Raw genomic sequence first — 16,517 nt, 5'->3', positions numbered from 1 at the left:
TGTTCTAGAGAAGGAAAAAGAGACAATATCAGGAGGTTTAGGATGATTTATGCAGGGATTTTAGCAGGTGGGACAGGCTCACGGATGGGGATTACGGATATGCCCAAACAATTTTTGGATTTGGGTGGACGTCCTATTTTAATCCACACGGTTGAGAAGTTCTTATTAGTCCATGAGATTCAGAAAATTGTGTTAGGGATTCATCCGGACTGGGTGACCTATACGGAAGATCTGGTAGACAAGTACTTGTCTTCTTATAAGAACCGGATCTTGGTTGTAGAGGGAGGAAGTGACCGCAACTCTACCATCGAAAACATCATCCTGGCTATCGATGAGCTGCAGCCTTTGACAGATGAGGATATTATCGTCACGCATGATTCGGTTCGTCCCTTTGTTAGCCTAAAAACCATTCAAGAGAATATTGAACTAGCTAAGAGCCATGACGTTGTGGATACAGTGGTCGAAGCGACCGATACTATTGTTCAAAGCTTGGACAATACCTTTATCACGGATATCCCTGAGCGCCAATACCTCTATCAGGGTCAGACCCCTCAAACCTTTAAAATGAAAGACTTTCTTGCCTTGTATCATGACTTGAGTGATCAGCAAAAAGAAGTCTTGACAGATGCCTGCAAGATCTTTGTCATCAATGGTAAAAAAGTAGCCCTTGCAAAAGGGGAATATTCCAATATTAAAATTACGACGATTACAGATTTGAAAATTGCACGCGGTATGATTGAGGACAATTAATATGTTGAACCAAATCTTTCAGCTGACCCAGCCGAAAAATATCACCATCAAATACCAAGAAGAAGACATGAGCCGTGGAGACAAGGTGTTAATACGCCCTTATTACATGGCTATTTGTCATGCGGACCAACGTTACTATCAAGGGAAACGGGATCCTAAGGTGCTTAAAAAGAAATTGCCCATGGCCCTGATCCATGAGTCGTCTGGAATTGTGGTAGCGGATCCTACAGGAACCTATCAACCAGGACAGATTGTGGCCATGGTTCCCAATCAGCCTCCTCGTCAAACAGAGGGTGTCTTCTTTGAAAATTATTTGGAGGGGACGCACTTCTTGTCTAGTGGCTATAATGGCTTTATGCAGGAAGTCGTTGCCTTACCGCTGGATCGTGTAGTGGCTTATCCAGAAGAAGTTCGTGGTCCCGTGACAGCTTTAGCAGAGTTTAGCAGTGTGGCCATGCATGCCATTCATCGCTTTGATCTCATTGCCCACCAACGAAGAGAGTCTGTTTTGATTTTAGGAGATGGGAGTCTTTCATATGTGGTTGCGACTTCTTTGCACTATCTTTATCCAGAGCTGAAGATTACAGTTGTTGGGCGTAATAGTGATAAATTGCAGTTGTTTAATTTTATCCATCAGGCAATTTTAACCAGCGAGTTGACAGACGATCAACGTTTCGATCACGCCTTTGAGTGTACTGGTGGCCAAGGAAGCGAACCAGCCATCAATGATATTATTGATCATATCAAACCCCAAGGAACTGTGATGTTGATGGGAGTTAGTGACAACCGGGTCGCGGTCAATACAAGAGATGTTCTTGAAAAGGGCTTGACCTTTGTAGGGTCTTCTCGTTCGGGTCGTGAGGATTTTGAGCGGGCTGTAGAGATGCTGGCTAATCGTCGAGTCCAAAGTCGTTTGAAAAACATTATTCACGTTGATGGAGAAGTTCAAACCATTCCAGATATTCACCGAGCTTTTGCGACAGATTTGATCACACCGTTTAAAACGGTCTTTAAGTGGGGATTGTAGCCAATCATGAAAGTGCTAAAAAATTACGCCTATAATCTCTCCTACCAGTTGCTGGTGATTATCTTACCGATTATCACCACCCCTTATGTGACACGGGTTTTTAGTTCAAATGACTTAGGGACCTATGGCTATTTCAACTCCATCGTCACTTATTTTATCCTGTTGGCGACGCTAGGGGTGGCCAATTATGGAACTAAGGAGATCTCAGGACACCGGAAAGATATCCAAAAGAATTTCTGGGGGATTTATACCCTCCAGTTGGGGGCTACGATTTTATCTCTTACCCTCTATGTTCTTTTGTGTCTAACCCTACCTTCCATGCAAAATCCTGTCGCTTATATCTTAGGACTTAGCTTGGTTTCTAAGGGACTCGATATCTCCTGGCTTTTTCAGGGGTTAGAGGACTTCCGCAAGATTACGGTTCGGAATATCACGGTCAAACTGGTTGGAGTCATCTCCATCTTCTTGTTTGTCAAATCTGCCAATGATTTGTATCTCTATGTATTCTTACTCACCATCTTTGAGCTCTTAGGTCAGCTGAGTATGTGGCTACCTGCTCGGGAGTTCATTGGGAAAGCCCATTTTGATATGGCTTATGCACGGGTGCATTTGAAACCGGTTATTCTGCTCTTTTTACCGCAGATTGCCATTTCCCTCTATGTCACCTTGGATCGGACCATGCTTGGGGCTCTCGCCTCTACAAAGGATGTGGGGATTTATGACCAGGCCTTGAAATTGGTTAATATCCTATTGACCTTGGTGACGTCTTTAGGAAGTGTCATGCTTCCGCGCGTGGCGAGTCTCTTGGCTTCAGGAGATCACAAGGCGGTCCATAAGATGCACCAAATGTCCTTTTTGATTTATAATTTGGTCATTTTCCCGATTATTGCCGGCATGCTGATTGTAAACGATGACTTTGTTCGATTCTTCTTAGGGAAGGATTTCCAAGATGCTCGCTATGCCATCGCTATCATGATCTTCCGTATGTTCTTCATCGGATGGACCAATATCATGGGGATTCAAATTCTCATCCCGCATGATAAGAACAAAGAATTTATGCTGTCCACCACGATTCCTGCTATCGTCAGTGTCGGGTTGAACCTGCTCTTCTTACCCCATTTTGGTTTTATTGGCGCAGCCATTGTATCCGTTTTAACAGAATCCTTAGTATGGCTGATTCAACTCTACTATACCCGTCATTACCTCAAGGAAGTTCCAATTATCGGTGCGATGACAAAAATTATGTTCGCATCTGCTCTGATGTATGGCCTCTTGCAACTTGTAAAACCGTTCCTACATTTCACCCCTACCCTGAATGTACTCGTGTATGCGGTGCTTGGTGGGATCATTTATCTGATCGCTATCCTATCTCTGAGAGTGGTAGATGTGAAAGAATTAAAACAACAATTTTTAAATAAACAGTAGAGAGTAGAAAGGAAGGATATGAATTTTTAAGTAAACAAAAGCTTCAGAAAAGAATGCTATAGCAGGGGTGTCCCCTAAGCAGGACTTCTAATCTAGTCAGAATGAGCTTTTCTTTAAAAATTCTTTATCAGGTAATTTAATGATAAAAATGAAATTTGACGATCTACTGGTTGGTTTTGTCGTCTCGATTGTGATCTTCTTTAATACAATATCCACTACGATGTTAAATAAGGGCTTTTTGCATGTTGGTGCGAGCTCCCTCTTAGTGGTTGTAGCTCTCTTATTGCTTCGTTTTTTTAATAAAATCTCGATTCCCTATCATTATCTAATCTTGTCTGCCATGTTATTGATGGTAGCTGTTATGGTTTATTTCAAGACGGATAAGTTAAATTTCTTAGTTTATTCTCTCTTAATGGTTTTACTGGTCAATGCGGATAGGAAAGTCATTTTAAAAACTTATATAGGTGTTGCAGGTACGATTGTCCTTGCAGTATTTCTATTGTCACTATTAAAGGTAGTTCCAAACTTACAATATAGTCGGGGTGCCGTTATCCGTAATTCATTTGGGTTTATCTATCCAACAGATTTCGCATCCCATTGTTTCTACCTCTATGTCGCGATCTCCTATTTGCTAAAAGATCGGTATATTGGCCTACGGTCCCTAAGTGGCGTGCTCTTAGCTTTATTTATTATGAAGTTCTGTGATGCTCGTATGAATGCGATCTCACTATTGGTCGCTGTCTTACTGTTTCTCTTCTTTTATTTCACAAAGGAGAAGAAGCTGAAGTTGTATCACTTGTTGCCCTATTCGATCATCCTTTTTTCAACCGGAATGATCTATTTAACCTATCATTTCTCTTGGTCATCTCCACTTTATGTCCAAATTAATCAATTCATTACGGGTCGGTTAGCCTTAGGTAAAAATGCTTTTAATTTATATCCTTTGAATTGGTTTGGAACAAGAGGGGTTCAGTTTATCGGATCCGGAGGAAGCACGGAGTCTGTCCTCAATTATAATTATGTCGATTCGTCTTATGTTCAGATGCTATTTACATATGGTATCGTACCGGTTGCTTTATTAGTCGGTATTTATGTCATTGTTTCAAAATATGAATTCAAGAAGGGGCGTTATTTATTTGTTGCAATTTTGTCCCTCATTGCGATTAACTGTATGATTGAAGCATTTTGGTTTGTACCGACTTATAACATTTTTATGTTCACACTCTTTGCAACAGAAGTTGTCAAGAAAAAGCCGGTCAATTCTCTCTCTTATAGTGAGGAAATTGGGGGAATTTGAAGGTCTAATCTATAGCTACGAGTCTAACGAAACGGCTAAGAGTTTAGATATATTTTAAAATAGAAAAATAATGGAGTCTACTATGTACGATTATCTGATTGTTGGTGCTGGTTTGTCTGGAGCCATCTTCGCACATGAAGCTACAAAACGTGGTAAAAAAGTAAAAGTGATTGACAAGCGGGATCACATCGGTGGGAATATCTACTGTGAAGAGGTTGAAGGCATCAATGTTCACAAGTATGGTGCCCACATTTTCCATACGTCTAACAAAAAAGTGTGGGACTATGTCAACCAGTTCGCAGAATTCAACAACTATATCAACTCACCAGTAGCTAACTATAAGGGCAGTCTTTACAATCTTCCCTTTAACATGAATACCTTCTACGCTATGTGGGGAACCAAGACTCCTCAAGAAGTCAAGGACAAGATTGCTGAGCAAACAGCTGATATGAAAGATGTTGAGCCAAAAAACCTGGAAGAACAAGCCATCAAGTTGATCGGTCCAGATATCTATGAAAAATTGATCAAGGGCTATACAGAAAAACAATGGGGACGTTCTGCAACAGACCTTCCACCATTTATCATCAAACGTCTTCCAGTTCGTTTGACCTTTGATAACAACTACTTTAATGACCGTTACCAAGGAATTCCAATCGGTGGTTACAACGTCATCATTGAAAACATGCTGGGTGATGTAGAAGTAGAACTTGGGGTTGATTTCTTTGCCAATCGTGAAGAGCTTGAAGCTTCAGCTGATAAAGTTGTCTTTACAGGAATGATTGACCAGTACTTTGACTACAAACACGGTGAGTTGGAGTACCGTAGCCTGCGTTTTGAACACGAAGTCTTGGATGAGGAAAACCATCAAGGGAATGCGGTGGTCAACTACACAGAGCGTGAGATTCCTTATACTCGGATCATTGAGCACAAGCACTTCGAGTATGGTACACAACCTAAGACAGTTATCACACGTGAATACCCAGCTGACTGGAAACGTGGGGATGAACCATACTACCCAATCAATGATGAAAAGAACAACGCCATGTTTGCTAAGTACCAAGAAGAAGCAGCCAAAAATGATAAGGTTATCTTCTGTGGACGTTTGGCAGAATACAAATACTACGACATGCACGTGGTTATTGAGCGAGCTTTGGAAGTCGTAGCAAATGAGTTTGATTGAAAGAAACCATAATCTATGAAATACTACTTAAAAGAAGAATTCCTGCATGATGTCAACGCAAAGAACGCGGGAAATAAAGCACGCAATGACGTAGAAAGTATTGTGAAAGAAGAAGGCTATCATCCCTTGGTCCTTTCCGTCGACAATTGGTATCAGATGAGTACCCTTGCGGCTCAACGCCATAAGGCAAAGGCTTTTGGACAAGCCTTGGATCAACTAAAGCAAGGAGATGAGTTGTTGATCCAGTTTCCAATGCTTCACCATAGCTTTTTCTCCACCCATTTGGTCAAAAAAGCGCAAATAAGAGGGATTAAAGTCTATCTTTTGATTCATGACCTAGAAGTGCTTCGCCATGCCAACATGACTTCACTGCCTTTAAAACACAGAATTCGGATGTACCTTCAAGAAGCAAGTTTTCTCAAAGCAGCTGATGGGATCATCGCTCACAATCCAGTTATGAAATCTATCTTGGTGGATAAAGGGATAGCGGAAGATAAGATTGTTAGCCTTGGCATTTTCGACTATTTGATTCCAAATTTCCAAGAGAAGACTGGTCTAACTAAGAATCAGCCAATTATTGTGGCTGGTAATTTGGCACAAGAAAAAGCTGGTTATCTCTATGCTCTTCCTGCAGAACCTGCCTATAATCTCTATGGTGTTGGTTTTGATGAGAGTAGAGCTTTAGAGAATGAAACTTACTTTGGCTCCTTCCTACCGGATGAGCTTCCTGCGGCCCTTGAGGGGGGTTTTGGTCTTGTCTGGGATGGTGATAGTGCTGAAACCTGTAGTGGTGTCTTTGGCGAGTACCTTCGCTATAACAACTCTCATAAAGCATCACTGTACTTGGCCTCAGGATTCCCACTTGTGGTTTGGAAACAGTCAGCCTTGTCTCATTTTGTGCTTGAGAAGGGCTGTGGGATTGCAGTAGAGTCGCTCTATGATTTGAAGGAGACAATCGACAATCTTTCAGACGCTGATTACCAAACCTTGGTGGACAATGCCAAGCGTGTTGGTCAGGAAATCAGAGATGGTCACTACTTAAAGACAGCCTTAAAACATTTATCATAAGATCAAAAGAAGTCAGACGGACTTCTTTTTTAGTTTTTTTTAAAAAATATCACTAATTTTAAAAATTTGCCTTATAAAACTTTTCATCGCTGAAACCGTGTGGTAAAATGATTAACGTATAAAATTTGTATAAAGGGAAGTTTATATGAAGAAGAAAGATCTTATTTTTTATGCCGGAGCGGCAGTCTTGATGGCTGTATTTGCTCAGGGAGTCAGTGCAGATGAGCTGGTTTTAAATGAGGCCACTACTACTGAAGGCAACCAAGTCCAAGCTGAAAAAGCGCCAGAAGTAGCCGTTGCTGAAAAGTCAGTAGCACCTGTCGCTGAAAAGTCAGTAGCACCTGTCGCAAGCAACTATGCAGCACCAGCAACTGTGACCGAACCAGCTGTGGCACCTGTGAGCAAGGCCGCAGCTTCAGAAAGTGGGACCCCATCTGTAGAGAAGGCTACAGAAGCATCGACTACTGAGAAAGAAGAAACTCCTCTTCCGTCTGATTCAGGAAGCACGACCTTCTTTAACACAGGCGCTCACGCTCCAGCTGGTCGTTCAACAGATGTGGCGGTTCAGCCAAAATCATTCGTTGATGTGAGTAGCCATAACGGTGACATTAGTATTGGAGACTACCGTACCCTAGCTAATAAAGGTGTGGGCGGTGTCGTTGTCAAATTGACAGAAGACACTTGGTACAAGAACCCAAACGCGGAGAACCAAATTCGTAATGCACAAGCTGCGGGTCTACAAGTGTCGACCTACCACTTCTCACGCTATACTTCTGAGGAAGCAGCGCGTGCAGAAGCGCGGTTCTATATTGCAGCTGCACAACGTTTGAGTTTGCCAAAGAATACCCTCATGGTCAATGACTTTGAGGATGCCAAGATGCAGCCAAACATTAATCGCAACACCCAAGCCTGGGCTGACGAAATGCGTAAAAATGGCTACACCAACTTGATGTTCTACACCAGTGCCAGCTGGTTGGATGAAAACAACCTTCGCAAGAAAGGTCCTGTCAACACCGCTCAATTTGGGCTTCAGAATTTCTGGGTTGCCCAATATCCTTCTCCAAAACTGTCTGTAAACGATGCGAAAAGCTTGCGTTACAATGGGAAAGCTGGCGCGTGGCAGTTCACTTCTCAAGCGGAATTGCTTCCAGGAAAACACCTATTTGACCACAGTGTGGACTATACAGGTCGCTTTACAGCGAACGCAAAACCTGCAGCAGACCCGACAGAAGGTAGCTTAAGTGGGAAAATTAACATTGTCAATAACGATACCATGGCGGGACGCTTTGACGTTGTCATCTCAAATGTTAAGGCGCCAAATGGAGTTCGAACAGTTTCTGTCCCAATCTGGTCAGAAACAGGTGGTCAAGATGACCTTGTTTGGTATACAGCCAACCGTCAAGCAAACGGGACCTATACCGTCAATGTAAAAGCAGCGGACCATAAAAACTCAACCGGTCTTTACAATGTCCACCTGTACTATGTTCAGAATAATGGACAATTGACGGGTGTAGGTGGAACAACGACGACAGTAGCCATTGGAAAGAAAAATCAGACTCCGGTTTCAGCGGATCTGACTATTGTAAAATCAGAAAAAAACGGTACCTTTACCATTACGGCTAAAAATCTTCAAGGTTTCGAAGGCTACAAGGAAGTGAAGATTCCATTCTGGTCTCATGCTAATGGGATGAAAGACATTATCTGGTACACTCCGACTCGTCAAGCAGATGGTTCTTATACCGTAACAGCCAAAGCCAGTGATCATGAAAATGCTGATGGCAAGTACGAAGCGCAAGTCTTCTATGTAGATGCCCAAGGTCAAAACAAATTTGTGAAAAAGGCTTTTACCGATTATACAGCGACAAAACTGGCCAACGCTGTTGCAGCTGATCTGACTATTACAAAATCAGAAAAAGATGGTACCTTCACCATTACGGCTAAGAACCTCCAAGGTTTTGAAGGCTATAAAGAAGTGAAGATTCCATTCTGGTCTCATGCCAATGGGATGAAGGATATCATCTGGTACACTCCGACTCGTCAAGCAGACGGTTCTTATACCGTAACAGCCAAAGCGAGTGACCACGAAAATGCCGATGGCAAGTACGAAGCACAGGTCTTCTATGTAGATGCTCAAGGCAAAAACAAGTTTGTGAAAAAGGCCTTTATCGATTACACAGCTTCTAAACCATCTGCTGATCTGACCATTACAAAATCAGAAAAAGATGGTACCTTCACCATTACGGCTAAGAACCTTCAAGGTTTCGATGGCTACAAAGAAGTGAAGATTCCATTCTGGTCTCAAGCCAATGGGATGAAAGACATTATCTGGTACACTCCGACTCGCCAAGCAGACGGTTCATATACCGTAACGGCCAAAGCGAGTGACCACGAAAACGCTGATGGCCAGTACGAAGCGCAAGTCTTCTATGTGGACGCTCAAGGCCAAAACAAGTTTGTCAAGAAAGCCTTTATTGATTACAAAAATCAATCTCGTCCAACCGGCACTCTCTTGATCCAAAACAACAATAGGGATACGGGTACTTTTGACGTCGTCATCAAGGATGTCTATAGTCCTAAAGGCGTACGGACTGTTCAAGTCCCTACTTGGTCGGATAAGGATGGACAGGATGATCTCCGCTGGTACGAAGCGACTCGTCAAGCGAACGGAGATTATAAGGTATCCATCAAAGCGAGCGATCACAAGAACTCTACTGGTAAGTACCATGTTCACCTTTACTACATTCAAAATGATGGTTCTCGGATTGGTATTGGTACCACGACTACAGACGTGGAGTTCCGAAATGCCATGACCAAGACGCAAGCTTCTATCAAGAATGTCAATGCAACGAACGGGACTTATACAGTAGCTGTAGATCAAGCCCCTCAGGGGCGTCAGATTAAGAACATTCGTGTCGCCGCTTGGTCTAAAGCTCATCAAGAAAATCTTTACTGGTATTCTGCAACGCCGACAGGTATGCACACAGAGATCACAGTTTCTGCTAATAATCACGGTAATGAAGCAGGCAACTATACTACTCACGTCTATGTGGACTACAAAGATGGGGGAGTTGAAGGCTTTAACCTCGGTCAAACAGCCTTGTCTCCACGAAATCAAAAGGTGAATCCACGAACAACCTATTATTCTCAACGTGATCCTCGTTGGGCTGGGAAATATTACGGTGTGAGCAATGTCGATCAGTCAGGTTGTGTACCAACCTCTCTTGCTATGACTTTCACAGATATCCTTGGTAGAACTATTTTGCCAACAACAGTAGCTGATTATCTCTACAACAATACTGATTCATTCAACAAAGGTGAAGCAGGAACAGATTCTGATGGGATTGTAGCTGCCACTCGTGACTGGGGCTTGAAGAGCCAATTGGTTAATGGAGCTGGAGGTATTGCAGAAGCCCTCATGGCTGGCAAGCATGTACTTGCTGCGGTAGGCAATAGCCAATTCACCAGTGATCCTTATACCCATGAGTTGGTCTTGCATGGCTATGATAATGGTAGAACCTATGTCCGTGATCCATATAATAGTGGCAACAACGGCTGGTATTCGATCAATTATCTCCACTCTATTAAGAGTAAAGACCCAATGGATAACAAGCTCGGAGCACCTTTCTTCTCTATTTTTGCATAAGCTAATCAGAAGGCCAATCTGGCCTTCTGTTTTCTTTAAAAACAGGATAAAATCTTCTAATGAAGTTGTTTCGTGATCTGGCGATTTGTGCTATAATACTACTATGTGGGTAGAATCCGTATAAAAAAATGTAAGGGAAGTTAAATGAAAAAGAAAGATCTTATTGTTTATGCTGGGGCAGCGGTTTTATTAGCCTTTTCGACACAACAGGTCAAGGCAGATGAGCAAGTCGCAGCCGATCAAACCTCAGAAAATACTTCAGCTGTCGTTTTGAAAACAACAACGGTATCAGAAACTCAGAATATTGCAACCGATGGGGTGAAAACTGATCAAGCAGTTCAGACAGAAAAATCTGTTGTAACAGAGACAGCACCTGTCACACCGACTGTTGGCAATAACCCGTCTTTTGATAAGGGAACTAGCGACAAGGTTGTATCAGAGAATCCAGCACCTGCTGTGGGAGCTAGTCGCGCTCCCTATGGCGCACGGGCACGGGTGGTAGAAGCGAGAAATGAGAGTGTCCCTCAACAGGATTCTCCGGTTTCTGCAGATTTGAATATTAAAAAATCAGAGTCAGAAGAAGGTACTTTTACTATCACAGCTAAGAATCTCCAAGGATTCGATGGTTATAAAGAAGTGAAGATTCCATTCTGGTCTCATGCCAATGGCATGAAAGACATTGTCTGGTACACTCCGACTCGTCAAGCAGATGGTTCATATACCGTAACAGCTAAAGCGAGTGCTCACGAAAATGCTGATGGCAAGTACGAGGCGCAAGTTTTCTATGTAGATGCTCAAGGTCAAAACAAGTTTGTGAAAAAGGCCTTTATTGATTATACAGCTCCCAAACCATCTGCTGATCTGACCATTACGAAATCAGAAAAAGAGGGTACCTTCACAATCACCGCTAAGAATCTCCAAGGATTCGATGGTTATAAAGAAGTGAAGATTCCATTCTGGTCTCATGCCAATGGTATGAAAGACATTGTCTGGTACACTCCGACGCGTCAAGCAGATGGTTCATACACTGTAACTGCGAAAGCAAATGACCACGAAAACGCTGATGGCAAGTATGAGGCGCAAGTCTTCTATGTGGACGCCCAAGGTCGAAACAAGTTTGTGAAAAAGGCCTTTGTTGATTATACAGCTCCCAAACCATCTGCTGATTTGACCATAAAAAAATCAGAAAAAGAGGGCACCTTCACGATTACTGCCAAGAATCTTCAAGGTTTCGATGGCTATAAGGAAGTGAAGATTCCATTCTGGTCTCATGCGAATGGCATGAAAGACATTGTCTGGTACACTCCGACTCGCCAAGCAGATGGTTCCTACACAGTGACTGCGAAAGCTAGTGATCACGAAAATGCCGATGGCAAGTATGAAGCGCAAGTTTTCTATGTGGATGCCAAGGGTCAAAACAAGTTTGTCAAAAAAGCCTTTATTGATTTCAAAAATCAATCTCGTCCAACTGGCAATCTTATTATTCAAAACAACAACAAGGATACGGGGACTTTTGACGTCATCATTAAGGATGTCTACAGCCCTAAAGGTGTGCGAACAGTCCAAGTCCCAACTTGGTCTGATAAGGACGGTCAAGACGATATTCGCTGGTATGAAGCGACTCGCCAATCAAATGGAGACTACAAGGTATCCATCAAAGCGAGCGATCATAAGAACTCTACTGGTAAGTACCATATCCACCTCTACTACATCCAAAATGATGGCTCTCGTGTGGGTGTTGGAACAACGACTACAGAAGTCGAATTCCGAAATGCTAAGACAAAGACACAAACAGGGATCAAGAATGTTAATTCTGGTGCTGGAACCTATACGGTAACGGTGGATCAAGCGCCTCAGGGACGCCGGATTAAGAATATCCGTGTTGCTGTCTGGTCTAAAGCACATCAAGAAAATCTTTTCTGGTATGCAACAGCACCTTCTGGTATGCACACAGAAGTGCAAGTTTCTACAGCCAATCACCAGTATCAACAGGGAAACTACACCACTCACGTCTATGTAGATTATGTCGATGGTGGTGTTGAAGGATTTAACCTTGGTCAAACAGCCCTCCATCCTCGTGTAACAGCAGATCAAACTGCTTTTAGTCCTCGTGTGCCGAATGGGCAACGGGACCGTGTCTTACGGGCAGCAGCTAGTCTAGTTGGCGTTCGTGGCGGTACCGCAGCTCACCATCAATTGGTTAATGATTATAACAGTGTCAAACCACTTCCAGTGGGGTATGCAGTGAAAACGACCGATGATTGGTGTGATATCTTTGTCACAACAGTCTTCCAGCGGGAAGGTTTGAGCGGTTTGATTGGTCGTGAATGTGGAGTTGAACGTCACATTCAGATCTTCAAACGCTTGGGCATTTGGAATGAAAATGGTGCCTCTACACCAAAAGCAGGGGATATCATCACCTTTAACTGGGATCAAAATAGCCAGCCAAATAACGGCTTTGCGGATCACATCGGAATTGTCGAAAGCGTCTCAAATGGGATCATTCATACCATTGAAGGAAACTCCAACAACCAAGTCCGTCGCAATACCTACCGGATCGGCCATGGCAATATTCGTGGATTTGCAACCCCTCGCTATCAATAATAAAAAAAGAAGCCTGTGGCTTCTTTTTTGAATGAAGACAAAGTCATTCTAAAAACTTTCCTTAGGTGAGTACGGACGTCAGCGAACTTCAAAGAAGTTCCATGACTAATTATTGAGCCTAAGGTCTCAATAATTCCGAGTGCTAGAAACACTATTGTTTCTAGCACTTTTCTCACGGCGGAAAGTTTCAGAAGATGATTGAATAACTCTAAGCAATAAAATTTTTTGTCTTAATGGAAGTTATTAGGTTGTCTATAACAACGGTTTGTTTACATTCTCCAAAGAAGCCCTATGGCTTCTTTTTTTCAATCTTTCAACCCTTCTTCAAAACTCTTGGAAGGGGCTTCGACTTGGATGGTTTCAAGGGTTAATGGATTGGTAAAGGTCAAGCGGTGAGCATGGAGCATGAGTCGCTCTCCGCGTTCAGGGTTATAGAGAGGATCCCCGACAATCGGGTGTCCATGATGGGAGAGATGAACTCGGATCTGATGAGTACGCCCCGTCTTGAGCTGGCATTTGACCAGGCTGTTTCGCCCGATTTTTTTCAATTGCGTCACCTGGGTTTCTGCGTACTGCCCCTTGCGTGGATCGACCAGGCGCTTGCGCCGATCGTGGCGATCGCGTCCAATTTTATCCTTGTAGATAAGGGCCTTTTGCGCTAAACTTCCTTGGATCAAGGCCCAGTACTCACGTTGGATTTTTTTATCTTCCAAAATGCGGTTGAGAATGGGTAGGATAAAAGGATTTTTGGCAAATAAAATCGCCCCGCTGGTTTCCTTGTCTAGGCGGTGCACGACGTAGCAGGTGGATCCAACATAGCTGGAAACATGGTTGAGAAGAGCAATTTCTGTCGGCTCATTGGCATGGGTTTTCATGCCTTCAGGCTTATTAACGATGATGACATGCTCATCCTGATAGAGTTCTTCGACGAGACTCGGGTCTCCGGCTGGGAGCTCTTTTTCAGGGTAATCATCTGTGTCAAAGATCAGCTGGATCTGGTCTCCTTTTTGAACGGGGCTCTGCCAGTTGATGGTCTCGCCATTGACCAAGACGTGCTTCTTGGTTCGTAAAAAATGCCGGATCTTACGGGGAATGAGGAAGTAGTCCTCAAGCAGCTCTTTCACAGTCATCTGGGGAAAGGATTGTGGGATGGTAAATTGATAGTTCATGACCCTATTGTAGCAAAATCTAAGCTTAAAGAAAACTAAATGGGAGAAGGGGATGAGCGATCTTTTCTTGCTAGGACAAGGATAAGGTGTTAAAATAACAGATATGAATAGAATAAAAGAATTATTTGAAAACCTGATCACTTTTTTTAGAAAGGATCATCCCCCAAAAGCGGTGGCAGAAGAAGTGCCAGAAACAGAACTACAGGAAGAGACAGTAGAGCCAACCTATAGTCGCTCAGGCAAGCACAGAAGCAAGCCCCTCTCTCAGCACCCCTTCCGTCGTTTTTGGCGCCGCTTCCATTTGACCAAGATTCTCCTGATCATTGGGCTAGGCTTTAGCCTCTTGACAGGGGGCTATCTCTTCTACCTCGCTAAGACGACCAACGTCAAGGATTTGCAGAGTGCACTGAAGGCGACCACCATTATCTATGATAAGAATGGGGACCAGGCGGGAAGTTTGACCGGGCAAAAAGGAACCTATGTCGAACTCGATGCCATTAGTGAGAATCTGCAAAATGCCGTGGTTGCAACAGAGGACCGGAGCTTTTACAAGAATAACGGGATCAACTATGGTCGCTTCTTCTTAGCGATTTTGACCCTGGGTCGCTCAGGTGGTGGTTCGACTATCACCCAGCAGCTAGCCAAGAATGCTTATCTGTCTCAGGATCAGACGGTGGAACGCAAGGCCAAGGAATTCTTCCTAGCGCTTGAAATCAATAAGAAATACAGTAAAAAAGAGATCCTCACCATGTACCTCAACAATGCCTATTTTGGAAATGGGGTTTGGGGAATTGAGGATGCTTCCAAGAAGTATTTTGGGGTTTCAGCTAGTCAATTAAGCCTGGATCAGTCCGCGGTACTCGCCGGTATGCTCAAGGGGCCTGAAATCTATAACCCGCTCTATTCGGTAGAGAATGCGACCAATCGCCGCAATACTGTCCTCCAAAATATGGTGGCAGCTGGCTATATTGACCAGAAAACAGCTGATCAGTCTGCTGCTGTCGATATCCATGGCCAGCTGGTCGATGCCTATGAAGGCAAGTCGGAGGATTACCGCTACCCATCCTATTTTGATGCGGTTATCAATGAAGCGGTCAATAAATACGGCTTGACCGAAGAAGACATTGTCAAAAATGGCTACCGGATCTACACCGAGCTGGATCAGAATTACCAAGCAAGCATGCAGGTGATCTATGACAATACGGCCCTCTTCCCAGTAGCGGAAGACGGCACGCGCGCAGAATCTGGTAGTGTCGCCCTCGATCCTAAAACCGGAGGGGTTCGGGCTCTCGTAGGGCGTGTCGGAAGCGATCAAAATCCAGGTTTCCGTACCTACAACTACGCTACCCAGGCTGCCCGTAGTCCGGGATCAACCATCAAACCTTTAGTCGTCTATAGCCCAGCTGTTGCTGAAGGTTGGTCGACCAATAAGGAATTGGACAATAGTACCACCCAATATGGAAGCTATGAGGTTAATAACTATGCGGGGATCCAGTCGAGCCCAACGGTACCGATGTACCAGGCTTTGGCAGAATCCCTTAACCTTCCAGCCGTAGCAACGGCGAATGAATTGGGTCTCGATACGGTCTTTGAATACGGGAAAAAATTCGGGCTCAACATGGACAAGGTGGACAAGTCGCTTGCCGTTGCCTTGGGAGCCGGTGTGACAACCAATCCAATGCAGATGGCACAAGCTTATGGAACCTTCGCCAATGGAGGGGTCATGAATGATGCCCATCTCATTACCAAGATTGAAAATGCAAGTGGCCAGGTCGTCAAGAGCCACAGTCAGAAATCAACACGGGTGCTTAGTGGATCCACAACGGATAAGATGACCAATATGATGCTGGGAACCTTCAGTAATGGTACGGGGGTCAACGCTGCACCATATGGTTATACTATGGCAGGAAAAACTGGTACGACAGAGACCAGCTTTAACAAGGACCTCTCTGGAGACCAATGGGTAATCGGCTACACGCCAGATGTTGTCATCAGTCAATGGCTTGGTTTCCCAACGACCGATGAAGGTCATTACCTAACCGATAGTAGTGCTGGAACGGCGTCGGAGATCTTTCGTAATGTCGCAAGCAGTGTCCTGCCTTATACAGACGGTACTCAGTTTGACTCGGTGAAGAACTCCTATGCTGAAAATGGTATTGCGCCAGTCGGAGAAGAAACTACAGAAACAGATAGCAAAGAAGACAAAGGTTTCTTTGAGGATGTCAAAGAGAAGGCATCGAATATGGTCGATGATGCGAAAAAAGCAATCGACGAAGCCGATATCCCAGGAAAAGCGAAAAACGCTTGGGATACCTTCAAAGGCTGGCTTGGTTTCTAATCAAAAAAACGATTCA

General features: G+C 43.8%; 10 protein-coding genes. 9 read left to right on the top strand and 1 reads right to left on the bottom strand.

Going from position 1 to position 16,517, the window contains the following annotated elements:
- Positions 1-42: 42 nt before the first annotated feature.
- The 8 genes from O3602_RS09085 (at position 43) to O3602_RS09050 (ending at position 12,994) form a co-directional block, all read left to right on the top strand.
- Positions 43-750 carry a 2-C-methyl-D-erythritol 4-phosphate cytidylyltransferase gene (locus O3602_RS09085; protein WP_371611523.1) on the top strand — a complete coding sequence of 236 codons (708 nt, stop codon included), beginning with the start codon at positions 43-45 and terminating at the stop codon, positions 748-750.
- A 1-nt stretch (position 751) separates the two neighbouring features.
- Entirely contained in the window at positions 752-1,777 is a 1,026-nt protein-coding gene (locus O3602_RS09080; protein WP_003012858.1) for a zinc-binding dehydrogenase, read from the top strand.
- A 6-nt stretch (positions 1,778-1,783) separates the two neighbouring features.
- Positions 1,784-3,202: a flippase gene (locus O3602_RS09075; RefSeq protein ID WP_003012754.1), complete on the top strand. Its 1,419-nt coding sequence runs from the start codon at positions 1,784-1,786 to the stop codon at positions 3,200-3,202.
- 139 nt (positions 3,203-3,341) lie between these two features.
- Positions 3,342-4,499: a hypothetical protein gene (locus tag O3602_RS09070; RefSeq protein ID WP_003012837.1), complete on the top strand. Its 1,158-nt coding sequence runs from the start codon at positions 3,342-3,344 to the stop codon at positions 4,497-4,499.
- An 82-nt stretch (positions 4,500-4,581) separates the two neighbouring features.
- Positions 4,582-5,679, top strand: a complete 1,098-nt coding sequence (gene glf, locus O3602_RS09065) for a UDP-galactopyranose mutase (RefSeq protein WP_270299980.1) — start codon at positions 4,582-4,584, stop codon at positions 5,677-5,679.
- Positions 5,680-5,694: 15 nt separating this feature from the next.
- The gene (locus tag O3602_RS09060) at positions 5,695-6,747 is read left to right on the top strand and encodes a galactofuranosyltransferase (RefSeq protein WP_371611522.1); all 1,053 of its coding nucleotides are present in this window, start codon (positions 5,695-5,697) and stop codon (positions 6,745-6,747) included.
- Between the two features lie 145 nt (positions 6,748-6,892).
- The gene (locus tag O3602_RS09055; RefSeq protein ID WP_371611521.1) at positions 6,893-10,390 is read left to right on the top strand and encodes a GBS Bsp-like repeat-containing protein; all 3,498 of its coding nucleotides are present in this window, start codon (positions 6,893-6,895) and stop codon (positions 10,388-10,390) included.
- A 144-nt stretch (positions 10,391-10,534) separates the two neighbouring features.
- On the top strand, positions 10,535-12,994 hold the full coding sequence (locus tag O3602_RS09050) for a GBS Bsp-like repeat-containing protein (RefSeq protein WP_003012975.1): 2,460 nt from the start codon (positions 10,535-10,537) through the stop codon (positions 12,992-12,994).
- 305 nt (positions 12,995-13,299) lie between these two features.
- Here O3602_RS09050 and O3602_RS09045 read toward each other — a convergent pair whose 3' ends face one another.
- The gene (locus tag O3602_RS09045; protein ID WP_003012729.1) at positions 13,300-14,163 is read right to left on the bottom strand and encodes an RluA family pseudouridine synthase; all 864 of its coding nucleotides are present in this window, start codon (positions 14,161-14,163) and stop codon (positions 13,300-13,302) included.
- 103 nt (positions 14,164-14,266) lie between these two features.
- Here O3602_RS09045 and pbp2a point away from each other — a divergent pair, with 103 nt between their 5' ends.
- Positions 14,267-16,501, top strand: coding sequence for a penicillin-binding protein PBP2A (pbp2a, locus tag O3602_RS09040; protein ID WP_003012882.1), 2,235 nt, complete (start codon positions 14,267-14,269; stop codon positions 16,499-16,501).
- The last annotated feature ends 16 nt before the right edge of the window (positions 16,502-16,517 follow it).

Source organism: Streptococcus sp. 27098_8_186 (genome assembly GCF_041432055.1).
Taxonomy (GTDB): domain Bacteria; phylum Bacillota; class Bacilli; order Lactobacillales; family Streptococcaceae; genus Streptococcus; species Streptococcus dentalis.
Note: the sequence above shows the minus strand (reverse complement) of the source record. Positions and strands in the feature narration are given on the sequence as shown.

Excerpts from the sequence above, each read along its gene's own strand:
- O3602_RS09070 (WP_003012837.1), top strand. The coding sequence starts at position 3,342 with ATGATAAAAATGAAATTTGACGATCTACTGGTTGGTTTTGTCGTCTCG.
- O3602_RS09080 (WP_003012858.1), top strand. The coding sequence starts at position 752 with ATGTTGAACCAAATCTTTCAGCTGACCCAGCCGAAAAATATCACCATC.
- O3602_RS09085 (WP_371611523.1), top strand. The coding sequence starts at position 43 with ATGATTTATGCAGGGATTTTAGCAGGTGGGACAGGCTCACGGATGGGG.
- O3602_RS09045 (WP_003012729.1), bottom strand. The coding sequence starts at position 14,163 with ATGAACTATCAATTTACCATCCCACAATCCTTTCCCCAGATGACTGTG.
- O3602_RS09075 (WP_003012754.1), top strand. The coding sequence starts at position 1,784 with ATGAAAGTGCTAAAAAATTACGCCTATAATCTCTCCTACCAGTTGCTG.
- O3602_RS09060 (WP_371611522.1), top strand. The coding sequence starts at position 5,695 with ATGAAATACTACTTAAAAGAAGAATTCCTGCATGATGTCAACGCAAAG.
- glf (WP_270299980.1), top strand. The coding sequence starts at position 4,582 with ATGTACGATTATCTGATTGTTGGTGCTGGTTTGTCTGGAGCCATCTTC.
- pbp2a (WP_003012882.1), top strand. The coding sequence starts at position 14,267 with ATGAATAGAATAAAAGAATTATTTGAAAACCTGATCACTTTTTTTAGA.
- O3602_RS09050 (WP_003012975.1), top strand. The coding sequence starts at position 10,535 with ATGAAAAAGAAAGATCTTATTGTTTATGCTGGGGCAGCGGTTTTATTA.
- O3602_RS09055 (WP_371611521.1), top strand. The coding sequence starts at position 6,893 with ATGAAGAAGAAAGATCTTATTTTTTATGCCGGAGCGGCAGTCTTGATG.